Here is an 11,798-nt window from a genome sequence, read left to right on the forward strand (position 1 = left end):
GATAAGGAGATCCGGAATGCCTTTTGCTACCAGCAGAAAAGCGATCGCATCGGCTGCGCTGATCATGCTCGCGGCGTCGAGCAGCGGCGCATCGGCGCAGAAGAAATACGACACCGGCGCCACCGACAGCGAAATCAAGATCGGCAACATCATGCCCTACAGCGGTCCGGCTTCCGCCTATGGCGTGATCGGCAAGACCGAAGCCGCCTACTTCAAGAAGATCAACGACGCCGGCGGCATCAACGGCCGCAAGATCAATTTCATCAGCTATGACGACGGCTACAGCCCGCCGAAGACGGTCGAGCAGGCGCGCAAGCTGGTGGAGAGCGACGAGGTCCTGTTCATCTTCAATCCGCTCGGCACGCCGCCGAATTCGGCGATTCACAAATACATGAATTCCAAGAAGGTGCCGCAGCTGTTCGTCGCCACCGGGGCCGCCAAATGGAACGACCCCAAGGACTTCCCCTGGACCATGGGCTGGCAGCCCAACTATCAGAGCGAGGCACGCATCTACGCCAAATACATTCTCAAGGAGAAGCCGAACGGCAAGATCGCAGTGCTGTACCAGAACGACGATTACGGCAAGGACTATCTGAAGGGTCTGAAGGACGGGTTAGGCGCCAAGGCCGCCTCGATGATAACAGCCGAGGAGAGCTACGAGACCACCGAACCGACGGTCGACGACCATATCGTCAAGCTCAAATCGACCGGAGCCGATATCTTCGTCGATATCACCACCCCGAAATTCGCGGCGCAGGCGATCAGGAAAGTCGCCGAGACGGAGTGGAAGCCGCTGCATTTCCTCAACAACGTTTCGGCGTCGGTCGGAAGCGTCCTCAAGCCCGCCGGTTACGAAAACGGGCAGGGCATTATTTCGGCGGCCTATCTGAAGGATCCTTCCGAGCCGCAGTGGGATAACGATTCCGGAATGAAGAGGTTCCTGGAATTTCTGGCCAAGGACTACCCGGAGGGTAACAAGCTCGACCAGTCAACGGTGGTCGGTTACGGCGTCGCGCAAACGCTGGTCCAGGTGCTGAAGCAGTGCGGCGACGATCTCACCCGCGAAAACGTCATGAAGCAGGCGGCAAACCTCAAGGATTTCCGCACCGAAGTCCTGCTGCCCGGGATCGTGATCAACACCAGTGCGACCGATTTCGCTCCGATCAGCCAGCTCCAGCTGATGAAGTTCGAGGGCGAGAAATGGAAGCTGTTCGGCGACGTCGTCTCAGGCGAAGTCGGAGGCTGAGCGTTCGCGTGTTCAAAACTCTCTGGCGATCGTGGTCAGCATCGCAAGCAGCTCGGCGCGGTTGGCGGGGCCAAGCAATTCGTTGAATCGCGCCTCATGCTTGAGGGCGATCAGCTTCTTGGCGCGCGCCAGCACTGCCCGGCCCTTGTCGGTCAGGATCAGGATGTGGGAGCGGCGATCGTTGCTCGAACGGACCCGCGCGCAGAGATCGCGGCTCTCCAGTCCGTCGAGCATCGCCACAAAATTCGGCCTGAGGATGCCGAGCGTATTGGCGATCTCGGTCTGGTTGCGTCCCGGGTTCTTGTCGATCAGCAGCAGAACCGAGAACTGCGCCGGCGTCAGCTGCAGCGGCGCGACGCAGCGCAAAAAATCCTCGAACACCTTCAGTTGCGCACGCTTGAGCGCATATCCGATCAATTCGGACAGTTCGCCAAGCTGCAGCTCCGCGCTTTCGGCCGTACCGGCGGTCTCCCTACGGGCCAAGCGGGGCGCCTTGGCGGCATCGATCACGGCAGTTTTGGAGACAGTCATCGCTCGATACTCGCAATCCCGCTAGGCTGGCAACGGCCGGCCAGAGCCGGGGCCGGCCTTGAGGTTATAATTGATAATTGTTATCTACCATATCAAAAATCGACAGCATTTTTCAACTGCTGTTATCGGGTGGTTGGGGGCGGCCGAGCCTCACACTAACCGATTCGTTTAGGGGGAGCGCGGGGTTTTGAACACCACCATCATGCTGTTCCTGGTGCAGGACGGCGTCACCAACGGCGCGATCTACGCGTTGCTCGGTCTGGCTTTGGTGCTGGTGTTCGCCGTCACGCGCGTCATCCTGATCCCGCAAGGCGAGTTCGTCACTTATGGTGCACTGACTTATGCCTCGCTGTCAGCGGGTGAGATGCCGGGTACCGCAAAGCTGGCGGTGGCGATGGGCGTGGTGGCGATGGGCCTCGACCTGTTTGCCGGGCGCCGGTCGCTGCATTTGCGCGGCCTCGCGCGGGCGTTTGCGATCAATATTGTGCTGCCTTCGGCGATCTTCGCGCTGACCTACGGGCTCGCCGGCCGCCACCCCCCGATCGCCATCAATTTCACGCTGTCGCTCTTGATCGTAGCAGTGATCGGGCTGTTTCTCTATCGCATCGCGTTTCAGCCGATCGCGCACACCTCGGTGCTGGTGCTGCTGATCGCCTCGGTGGGCTGCCATCTGGCGCTGCAGGGCTTCGGGCTGGTGTTTTTCGGCGCCGAAGGCCAACGCGGCCCGCCGATCTCGGATGCGACGTTCAGCATCGGCGCGCTGCGCTTCACCGGTCAAAGCATCGCCGTCTACGCCATGACGGTCGCTTTCATCGCCGGCCTGTGGTTGTTTTTCGGCCTTACCCTATATGGCAAGGCGCTGCGCGCCACCGCGATCAATCGCCTGGGCGCGCGCCTGGTCGGCATCAGGACCACGCTGTCGGGTCAGATTGCATTCCTGCTGGCATCGGTGATCGGGGCCGTTTCGGGCATCCTGATCGTGCCGATCACGACACTGTATTATGATACAGGCTTTCTGATCGGCTTGAAGGGCTTCATCGCCGCGATCATCGGCGGCCTTGTCAGCTACCCCCTGACCGCGATCGCAGCGCTGGTGGTCGGGTCGGTCGAAGCGTTTTCCTCGTTCTATGCCAGCAATTTCAAGGAAGTCATCGTCTTCACGCTGATCCTCCCGGTTCTGGTGCTGCGGTCGCTGGCGGCGCCCGCGGTCGAGGAAGAGAAGGATTGATCGCGATGACGCAGCGTCTGCCCATCATCGTGTTCGCGTTGATCATGGCAGTGATCCCGTTCATCCCGGGCCTGCCACCGTTCTGGCTCGTGCTCATGGACAATATCGGTCTGGCCGCGCTGGTGGCGATGGGACTGGTGCTGCTGACCGGCGTCGGCGGCCTGACATCATTCGGCCAGGCCGCATTTTGCGGCTTTGGCGCCTATACGACGGCGGTGCTGACCACGGCCTACGGCATCTCGCCATGGCTGACATTGCCGCTCTCGCTTCTGGTCTCAGGCATCGCCGCGGTCGCGCTCGGCCTGGTCACGGTGCGGTTGTCCGGGCACTACCTGCCGCTCGGCACCATCGCCTGGGGGCTCGGCCTGTTTTATCTGTTCAGCAAGCTCGAATTCCTCGGTCGCAACGACGGCATCTCCGCGATCCCGCCGCTGTCGATCGGGTCTTTCCGCATGATCGACCCCGGTGCGATCTATTTCGCCATTTGGATCGCGGTCCTGCTTTCGGCGCTTTTGACCACGAACCTCCTGGACTCGCGCACCGGCCGCGCCATCCGCGCGCTGCGGCGCGGACATATCGCGGCCGAAGCCTTTGGCGTCCACGCGCCCCGCGCCAAGCTCCTGGTTTTCATCTATGCCGCGGTCCTGGCCGGGCTGTCCGGCTGGCTCTACGCGCATTTCCAGCGCGCCGCCAATCCGACGCCGTTCGGCGCCCAGGCCGGCATCGAATATCTGTTCATCGCGGTGGTCGGCGGCGCCGGCTATGTCTGGGGCGGCGTGCTCGGCGCCGCCATCGTCGTCATCTTGAAAGAAATCCTGCAAAGCTATTTGCCTTATGTGTTTGGCGGCCAGGGTCAGCTCGAGACCATCGTGTTCGGCATCCTGCTGGTGGTGCTGCTGCAACTGGCGCCAGGCGGCGTCTGGCCCTGGCTGATGGCGCGCGTGCCGTTGCAGCCGAATCGCAAACGCCCCGACATATCCTTGAAATTGCCGGCACGCCCGAGAGCAGCAGACACTCCCACCGTGCTGCTGCAGATCGAACATGCGCGCAAGCAGTTTGGCGGCGTGATCGCCGTCAACGACGTCTCGTTCGACGTTCAGGCCCGCGAGATCGTCGCGCTGATCGGCCCGAACGGCGCCGGCAAAAGCACGACCTTCAACCTGATCACCGGCGTGCTCGCCTCGTCGGGCGGCAACATCTCCGTTCAGGGCAAGAGCATCGACCGTGCGCCGCCGCAGCAGGTTGCAAAACTCGGCATCGCCAGGACCTTCCAGCATGTCAAACTGGTGCCCGACATGAGCGTGCTGGAAAATGTCGCGATCGGCGCGCATCTGCGCGGCAGTGCCGGCGCCATATCCAGCATGTTCCGCCTCGACCGCGCCGACGAAGCCAGACTGCTGGCGGAAGCGGCGCGCCAGATCGAGCGCGTCGGCCTCACCGAACAGATCGACCAGCCGGCCGGGAGCCTGTCGCTCGGCCAGCAGCGCATCGTCGAGATTGCACGCGCGCTGTGCATCGATCCGATTCTGCTGCTGCTCGACGAGCCGGCCGCGGGATTGCGGCATATGGAAAAGCAGCGGCTCGCCGCCCTGCTGCGCGCATTGCGCGATGGCGGCATGTCGGTGCTGCTGGTCGAGCACGACATGGGATTTGTGATGGATCTGGCCGACCGCATCGTGGTGCTCGACTTCGGCACCAAGATCGCCGAAGGCAGGCCGCAAGCGATCAAGAGCAATCCCGAGGTGATCAAGGCCTATCTCGGAGCCGTTTCATGAATCCTGCCGTCAGCGTGCTGTTGAGGGTCACCTCGGCGCATGTCGCCTACGGCAAGGTCGAGGCCGTCCGTGCGGTGTCGATCGAGGTCGCCAGAGACGAGATCGTCACCATCATCGGCGCCAACGGCGCCGGCAAGACCACGCTGTTGAACGCCATCATGGGGATACTGCCGCTAAGGGGCCGCGTGACCTTTGCCGGCCAGGATCTGGCGCGGCTCGAGATCGAGGACCGCGTCGCGGCCGGCTTGAGCCTGGTGCCGGAGCATCGCGAACTGTTCGGCTCGATGAATGTCGAAGACAATCTGCAGCTCGGCGCCTTCCGGGTCGCGCGCGCGGTCGCGGCGTACTCGATCGAGCGGGTCTACGCGCTGTTTCCACGGCTGAAGGAACGGCGCAAGCAACTGGCCGGAACGCTGTCGGGCGGTGAACAGCAAATGCTGGCGATGGGCCGCGCCCTGATGGGCGCGCCAAAGCTCTTGATGCTGGACGAGCCGAGCCTCGGGCTGGCGCCGATCATCGTCGCCGATATTTTCCGCATTATCTCCGAGTTGCGCGCAAGCGGCGTCTCGGTGCTGCTGGTCGAGCAGAATGCGCAAGCCGCGCTGCAGGTCGCCGACCGCGCCTATGTCATGGAGCTCGGCGAATTCATCCTCGACGGCGCGGCAAAGGATATTGCGTCCAACCAGCGCGTCGCCGCGAGCTATCTCGGCCTTTCCCATGAAGGTGCGAGCGCGGTTTAAGCCAGGTTTGAGCCGTCGCCTGCGCGCGATCGCAAATGTCGTCAAATTGCCGGACCGCTCGCACAGAAGGCGGCAGACACCCAAGCGAGTGACTCGACGAAAGCCACGCTCTGTGCTACCACCGCTACGGCTCCGGTCGTGCGGGATTTGCCTCTCGAAGGCGTTTAGGCCGTTCATCGGCCCTACTTGAGCTTGGTTCTACCCAACGCTCGTCATGAACCGGCGATCGGAGCCACTATCTTAACATGCCTCATCCTAACATGCCTCATCGGTCTGTTGCGCAGCCTCGTTGGGTCTTCGGGTCAAGCTGGGCGAAGTGACCATCGACAAAGGAATTCTCGCCACCCCGGGCCGCATCATTTCGCGCATTCGAAGCTCGACCCGCTCATGGCATCGCCGCCCTTGTAATGCGGCCAGGCCGGCCATCGGCACAGCGGCAGCGCACGGAGGACGGCAAAGGCAGGCGCTTCGACCTTCTGCTCGACGACTTCGAGATCGCCCGGCGCCTCACCCTTCTCGACCCAATCGACCAGCACGCTGAGCATGTCGACATTGGCCGGCGCGCCGGAACCGACATGGTCGACGCCGGGCGCCGTGTAGAGCCTTGCGAACGCCGCCGTCTCCGCCTGGCCCAGTCTGCGCTCGACGTTTTCGAAATAGCGGATGCCGGCATAGGGGCTCTGCGCATAGTCGGCCATATGTTCAAGCATGATCAGCTTGCCGCCCCGGGCGCGGAAACGGCCGAGATCGGGATCGGTCGAGTCCATGAGCTGCGAGACTTCGAGCAGCCGAGCCTTGTATTGCTCAGGCCTGTAGCTCCTGACATCGAGCTTGGGATCGCGCGCGAAAACATATTGAATGCCGCCGGCGCCGTAGACCCAGGCGATGCCGTTGTTGGGTGTCGGCGGCAACGCTGGCGGCGCCGTGCCCAGCCACCACGCCATCCATCCGCCGGTCGGTCCGGAAGCCGGCGTGTCTTCGCCTGAAACGCCCCAACCCGGATAGTCATCGAGGCCGTTGGCGAGCGGGAACGGGAATTTATAGGCCGCATGCAGCGTGTCGATGGCCTTGATCTGCGCCTCCGTCAGGCACTGGTCGCCGCTCTGGCTGCTGTCGCAACGCAGCGCAGCCGGCTTGAATGTCGCCTTGCAGGCCACGGGATTCTCAACCAGCCGGTCATCCGAGCCGTCGGCCTTGTCGCAGGCCTGCCGCACGGCGTCGGCGACCAGCTTGACCTGCGCCGGACCGATCCAGCCCTCGCCCATCGTCACCAGTCCCGAACGCGTGCCGGCATGCTGCAGTCCAACCCAGTTGATGACGGGCACGCGCGCAAAGATGCCGTCAAAATCATCCGGATAGCGTTGCGCCATGGTCAGCGCCTCGCGGCCGCCTTCGGACGATCCCATGAAATACATCTTCTCCGGCGGCTTGCCATAGGCGCGCACCATCAAGGCTGCGGCGGCATCGCGCACTTTCCTGTACGAACGGTGCGCGAAATTCTCGAAGGCCTCGTCGTTGAGCGCAAAGAGCTGCGGCGGCTCGCCGGGCTTGCTTTCGTGGCCGGAATCCGTGCCGTAGGTGACGAAGCCGCGCGCGAGCGGCGACGGCTTGTCGAAGGGATAGGCCGGCGGCAGGCCGAGCCCGGTGATGAGCGTGCCGTTGAAGCCGCCGCCGCCATATTGCACGGAGCGGCCGTTCCACTGCACCGGCAGGTTGACCTCAAACCTGATCGGCGGCGCCTTGGGATCGGTCGGCTCGATATGGCCGAGCACCTTGCAGAACGCCGGGTTGGCCGGCACGATGCGCGATGCCGGCGTCGGCGCGCGGTCAGACACCGCAAGTTCCGACGGCGCCTGCAGCGTCGCGGAATCGATCCGCCCGGCGTCGGAAGGCCCGGCGAGGCCGCCGCAGGCCGAAGCGGCATCTTCGATCATCGTCGCTGCAGACGCGGCACCGATGGTTGCCAGCCCCGCAAGCATGCCTGCGAGCCACCCACGCAAGTTCGCCTGAAATCGCGCCATCGTTTCCACCCGGTCAGTTGGTTAATCATTCAGGCCGACCGCCCCCGCATTCAGCGCGACCGCTTGCAGGTCGAACCGTGACTATTCCGCCTTGGCGAAGCGGTCGTCGAGCGCGTAGCCGGCGCCGCGCACGGTGCGGATCGGATCCCGTTCGCGGCCCGGGTTGAGCAATTTGCGCAACCGCCCGATATGCACATCCACGGTACGCTCATCGATATAGATATCGCGACCCCAAACGCTGTCAAGCAACTGCTCGCGGCTGAACACCCGGCCGGGATGCTCGAGAAAGAACTCCAGCAGCCGGTATTCGGTCGGGCCGAGATCGATCGGACGGCCGGAGCGCGCGACGCGGCGCTTCTCCCGATCGAGCTCGATGTCGCCATAGGCCAGCACGGTGGCGAGCCGCTCGGGGCTGGTGCGGCGCAACAGACCCCTTACCCGCGCCAGCAACTCCGGCACCGAGAACGGCTTGACGATGTAATCGTCGGCGCCGGTGGCAAGACCCCGGACCCGCTCGCTTTCCTCACCGCGCGCGGTCAGCATGATGATCGGCAGCGACTTGGTCTCCGGTCGCGCCCGCAGGCGGCGGCACAGCTCGATCCCGGACAGGCCCGGCAGCATCCAGTCGAGCACGATCAGATCAGGAACGCCCTCCTTCAGCCTGGCGTCGGCGTCATCGCCGCGCGCGACCGTTTCGACATCATAACCTTCGGCATCGAGGTTGTAGCGCAGCAGCGTTGTCAACGCTTCCTCGTCTTCCACCACCAGAATGCGCGCGCTCATCTGAAGCTGCCTTCTCTGCTGTTTTGATGCGTTTCTTCACGCGGACAGTTCAGTTTCCAGGTACCGTCGTGGCGAATGTCGTCATGTCGCCCTTCGGGCGCTTGTCGGAGATCTGCTGGCCTTCGATCATGTAGAACACGGTCTCGGCGATGTTGGTGGCGTGATCGCCGATCCGCTCGATGTTCTTGGCGCAAAACATCAGGTGGATGCAGAAGCTGATGTTGCGCGGATCTTCCATCATGTAGGTCAGAAGCTCGCGGAACAGCGAGGTGCAGATGGCGTCAACTTCCTCGTCACCTTTCCACACCGACATCGCCGCCGGCAGATCGTGCGCCGCGTAGGCGTCGAGTACGGATTTGACCTGCGACTGCACCAGGTCGGTCATGTGCTCGAGGCCGCGGATCAGCTTCAGCGGATGGAAATCGCTCTCCAGCGCCGCGACCCGCTTGCCCATGTTCTTGGCAAGATCCCCGATCCGCTCGAGATCGGTGGCGACCCGCATGGCGCCGACGATTTCGCGCAGGTCCACCGCCATGGGCTGGCGCCGCGCGATGGTCAATATGGCGCGCCCTTCGATCTCGCGCTGCAGTTTGTCGATGTCGGCGTCGGCGGCCACGACACGCTGGCCGAGCGCGACGTCGCGGCGGACCAGCGCATCGACCGACTCGACAATCATGCGTTCGGCAAGACCGCCCATCTCCGCGACCAGCCGGGTCAATTCCTGCAGATCGCTGTCGAAGGCCTTGGCGGTGTGATCGGAAGCCATGTTTCTCTCCTCAGCCAAACCGGCCGGTAATGTAGTCCTGAGTGCGTCGATCGCTCGGCGAGGTGAATATCTTGCTGGTGTTGTCGAATTCGATGAGCTCGCCGAGATACATGAAGGCGGTCTTGTCCGAGACGCGCGCAGCCTGCTGCATGTTGTGGGTGACGATGGCGATGGTATAGTCCTCGGCCAGTTCCTGGATCAGTTCCTCGATCTTGGCGGTCGAAATCGGATCGAGCGCCGAGCATGGCTCGTCGAACAGGATCACTTCGGGCCGCACCGCGACCGTGCGGGCGATGCAAAGCCGCTGCTGCTGGCCGCCGGACAGGCTGAGGCCGGAGGCGCCGAGCTTGTCCTTGACCTCATTCCACAGCGCGCCGCCGCGCAGCGCCTTTTCCACCCGGCCGTCCATCTCGGAGCGCGAAATCTTCTCGTAGAGCCGGATGCCGAATGCGATGTTCTCGTAGATCGTCATCGGAAACGGCGTCGGCTTCTGGAACACCATGCCGACGCGGGCGCGCAGCAGATTGAGATCGAGTTTGGGATCGAGAATGTCGGTGTGATCGAGCATCAGCTGACCGGTGGCGCGCTGCCCCGGATAGAGGTCGTACATCCGGTTGAAGATACGCAGCAGCGTCGACTTGCCGCAGCCGGAGGGCCCGATGAAGGAGGTGACGCGGTGGGATCCCAGCGTCAGATTGATGTTCTTCAGCGCCTGGTTGTCGCCGTAATAGAAATTCAGGTTGCGCGCCGTGACCTTTGCCGCCGCCTCGGGCAATGCTTCGGCGGCGGGTCCGCCCGCGCCGCCCATCGACACGGAAAGCTCACTCATTTTGCGGTCCTTTCGGCGCCAAGAATGCGCGCACCGATGTTCAGCGCGAGTACTGTCAGGGTGATGAGCAGGGCCCCGCTCCAGGCCAGCTGCTTCCAGTAGGGGTAGGGGCTTTGCACGAAATTGTTGATGGTGACCGGCAGGTTGGCCATGGTCTTGGTCAGATCGAGGCTGAAGAACTGGTTGCTGAGCGCGGTAAACAGCAGCGGCGCGGTCTCGCCGGCAACCCGCGCGGTGGCCAGCAGCACGCCGGTAATCAGGCCGGAGCGCGCCGCGCGGTAGGCGATTCGCTTGATGACCAGCGAGCGCGGCAGACCGAGCGCCGATGCCGCCTCGCGCAGCGAGTTGGGCACCAGCAGCAGCATGTCCTCGGTGGTGCGCACCACCACGGGAATCACGATCACAGCCAGCGCCAGCGAGCCGGCCAGCGCGGAGAACCCGCCCATCGGCACCACGATGGCGCCGTAGATGAACAGACCGATGATGATGGAGGGCGCGCTCAGCAGGATGTCGTTGATGAAGCGGATCACCGGGGTCAGGCGATCGTGCCTGCCATATTCGGCGAGATAGGTCCCGGCGAACATGCCAAGCGGCGCGCCGATGCCGACGCCGATCACGGTCATGATGATCGAGCCGGTAATGGCGTTCAGCAAGCCGCCTTCGGTCGATCCCGGTGGCGGGGTGTTCTGGGTGAAGAGCTCAAGGTTCAGTCCGGCAACGCCGTTGAAAAGCAGGGTGAACAGGATCAGCGCCAACCAGCTGACGCCGAACAATGCCGCGGCGCAGCAGAGCGCCCGGATCATGATGTCGACGCGGCGGCGGCGCGTGTATATCGGATTCATGAAGCTATTTCCCGGCTTTCTGTTCCAGCCGCATCAACATCAGTCGCGCCGCGGCCAGCACGAAGAACGTCATCACGAACAGCAACAAGCCAAGCAGGATCAGACCCGACTGATACAGGCCATCGCTCTCGGCAAACTCGCTGGCGATGGCCGCCGAGATCGTGGTGCCCGGAGAGAACACCGAACCGGTGATGCGGTACGCGTTGCCGATGATGAAGGTTACCGCCATGGTTTCGCCAAGCGCGCGGCCGAGCGCCAGCATGATGCCGCCGATGACGCCGACCCTTGTATACGGAATCACGACGTTGCGCACCACCTCCCAGGTGGTGCATCCGACACCGTAGGCGGCCTCTTTCAGAACCGGCGGCACGGTCTTGAACACGTCAACCGAAATCGCGGTAATGAAGGGCAGCACCATGATGGCGAGGATCAGCGCGGCATTGAACAGGCTGAGATAGGATGGCGGTCCCGCGAAAATCGTGCCGAGCACCGGAACGTTGGCGAAGCTATCGATCAGGAAGGGCTGAAAGTAATTGGCCAGGAACGGGCCGAGCACGAAGAAGCCCCACATGCCGTAGATGATCGAGGGAATGCCGGCGAGCAGTTCCACCGCTATGCCGATCGGGCGCCGCAGCCATTGCGGACAAAGTTCGGTGAGAAAGATCGCAATCCCGAGACCCACCGGAATGGCGATGATCATCGCGATCACCGAGGTCACCAGCGTGCCGTAGAGCGGCCCGAGCGCGCCGAGCACCGGCGGATCGGCCGTCGGCGCCCAGCGCGCCGTCAGCAGAAAGGAAACTCCAAAGGCCCGGATCGCGGGCCACGCCCCCGCAATCAGCGACAGAATGATGCCGCTGAGAATAAGCAGGACCGAGATCGCGCAGGCGCGGGTGATCCAGTAAAACGTGACGTCGCCGAGTTTGAAAGCGTTGATCGCCCGGGCGCGATCGTAAGGACCGGCGGCTTCCATTACATCGCTGCTTTGAACGGCCATGTCTGCCACGCCAATCCCCTATCCTGGCTCGACGGATCAG

General features: G+C 63.3%; 11 protein-coding genes. 4 read left to right on the forward strand and 7 right to left on the reverse strand.

Annotation, left to right across the window (positions count from 1 at the left end):
• Positions 1-16 precede the first annotated feature (16 nt).
• Positions 17-1,246, forward strand: a complete 1,230-nt coding sequence (locus tag ABSG20_RS01970) for an ABC transporter substrate-binding protein (protein WP_423862793.1) — start codon at positions 17-19, stop codon at positions 1,244-1,246.
• Between the two features lie 12 nt (positions 1,247-1,258).
• Here ABSG20_RS01970 and ABSG20_RS01975 read toward each other — a convergent pair whose 3' ends face one another.
• Positions 1,259-1,777, reverse strand: coding sequence for a MarR family winged helix-turn-helix transcriptional regulator (locus ABSG20_RS01975; protein WP_423862794.1), 519 nt, complete (start codon positions 1,775-1,777; stop codon positions 1,259-1,261).
• 187 nt (positions 1,778-1,964) lie between these two features.
• Between ABSG20_RS01975 and ABSG20_RS01980 the strand changes: the two genes are divergently transcribed.
• The 3 genes from ABSG20_RS01980 to ABSG20_RS01990 are packed head-to-tail and all read left to right on the forward strand — an operon-like array spanning position 1,965 to position 5,520.
• Entirely contained in the window at positions 1,965-3,005 is a 1,041-nt protein-coding gene (locus ABSG20_RS01980; protein WP_423862795.1) for a branched-chain amino acid ABC transporter permease, read from the forward strand.
• A 5-nt stretch (positions 3,006-3,010) separates the two neighbouring features.
• Complete coding sequence (locus ABSG20_RS01985; protein ID WP_423862796.1) at positions 3,011-4,780, forward strand: branched-chain amino acid ABC transporter ATP-binding protein/permease; 1,770 nt, start codon at positions 3,011-3,013, stop codon at positions 4,778-4,780.
• On the forward strand, positions 4,777-5,520 hold the full coding sequence (locus tag ABSG20_RS01990; protein ID WP_423862797.1) for an ABC transporter ATP-binding protein: 744 nt from the start codon (positions 4,777-4,779) through the stop codon (positions 5,518-5,520). Before ABSG20_RS01985 ends, ABSG20_RS01990 begins: the two co-directional genes overlap by 4 nt.
• A 356-nt stretch (positions 5,521-5,876) precedes the next feature.
• On the opposite strand, the gene ABSG20_RS01995 is transcribed toward ABSG20_RS01990, so the two are convergent.
• The 6 genes from ABSG20_RS01995 to pstC form a co-directional block, all read right to left on the reverse strand.
• The gene (locus tag ABSG20_RS01995; protein ID WP_423862798.1) at positions 5,877-7,541 is read right to left on the reverse strand and encodes a tannase/feruloyl esterase family alpha/beta hydrolase; all 1,665 of its coding nucleotides are present in this window, start codon (positions 7,539-7,541) and stop codon (positions 5,877-5,879) included.
• Positions 7,542-7,622: 81 nt separating this feature from the next.
• Entirely contained in the window at positions 7,623-8,324 is a 702-nt protein-coding gene (gene phoB, locus ABSG20_RS02000; protein ID WP_423862799.1) for a phosphate regulon transcriptional regulator PhoB, read from the reverse strand.
• 49 nt (positions 8,325-8,373) lie between these two features.
• Positions 8,374-9,090 (reverse strand): phosphate signaling complex protein PhoU, encoded by a 717-nt coding sequence (phoU, locus tag ABSG20_RS02005; protein ID WP_423862800.1) that lies wholly within the window; start codon positions 9,088-9,090, stop codon positions 8,374-8,376.
• Positions 9,091-9,100: 10 nt separating this feature from the next.
• Positions 9,101-9,919 carry a phosphate ABC transporter ATP-binding protein PstB gene (gene pstB / locus ABSG20_RS02010; RefSeq protein WP_423862801.1) on the reverse strand — a complete coding sequence of 273 codons (819 nt, stop codon included), beginning with the start codon at positions 9,917-9,919 and terminating at the stop codon, positions 9,101-9,103.
• Positions 9,916-10,761 carry a phosphate ABC transporter permease PstA gene (gene pstA / locus ABSG20_RS02015; protein ID WP_423862802.1) on the reverse strand — a complete coding sequence of 282 codons (846 nt, stop codon included), beginning with the start codon at positions 10,759-10,761 and terminating at the stop codon, positions 9,916-9,918. The genes pstB and pstA overlap by 4 nt, the downstream gene beginning before the upstream one ends.
• A 4-nt stretch (positions 10,762-10,765) precedes the next feature.
• Positions 10,766-11,767 (reverse strand): phosphate ABC transporter permease subunit PstC, encoded by a 1,002-nt coding sequence (gene pstC, locus ABSG20_RS02020; RefSeq protein WP_423862803.1) that lies wholly within the window; start codon positions 11,765-11,767, stop codon positions 10,766-10,768.
• Positions 11,768-11,798 lie beyond the last annotated feature (31 nt).

It is taken from the genome of Bradyrhizobium sp. (assembly GCF_049512235.1).
Taxonomy (GTDB): domain Bacteria; phylum Pseudomonadota; class Alphaproteobacteria; order Rhizobiales; family Xanthobacteraceae; genus Bradyrhizobium.

What these genes read in the sequence shown, in the direction of transcription:
- ABSG20_RS01975 (WP_423862794.1), bottom strand. Translation starts at nt 1,777, where the DNA reads ATGACTGTCTCCAAAACTGCCGTGATCGATGCCGCCAAGGCGCCCCGC.
- phoU (WP_423862800.1), bottom strand. Translation starts at nt 9,090, where the DNA reads ATGGCTTCCGATCACACCGCCAAGGCCTTCGACAGCGATCTGCAGGAA.
- ABSG20_RS01970 (WP_423862793.1), top strand. Translation starts at nt 17, where the DNA reads ATGCCTTTTGCTACCAGCAGAAAAGCGATCGCATCGGCTGCGCTGATC.
- pstA (WP_423862802.1), bottom strand. Translation starts at nt 10,761, where the DNA reads ATGAATCCGATATACACGCGCCGCCGCCGCGTCGACATCATGATCCGG.
- ABSG20_RS01990 (WP_423862797.1), top strand. Translation starts at nt 4,777, where the DNA reads ATGAATCCTGCCGTCAGCGTGCTGTTGAGGGTCACCTCGGCGCATGTC.
- phoB (WP_423862799.1), bottom strand. Translation starts at nt 8,324, where the DNA reads ATGAGCGCGCGCATTCTGGTGGTGGAAGACGAGGAAGCGTTGACAACG.
- ABSG20_RS01995 (WP_423862798.1), bottom strand. Translation starts at nt 7,541, where the DNA reads ATGGCGCGATTTCAGGCGAACTTGCGTGGGTGGCTCGCAGGCATGCTT.
- ABSG20_RS01985 (WP_423862796.1), top strand. Translation starts at nt 3,011, where the DNA reads ATGACGCAGCGTCTGCCCATCATCGTGTTCGCGTTGATCATGGCAGTG.
- pstB (WP_423862801.1), bottom strand. Translation starts at nt 9,919, where the DNA reads ATGAGTGAGCTTTCCGTGTCGATGGGCGGCGCGGGCGGACCCGCCGCC.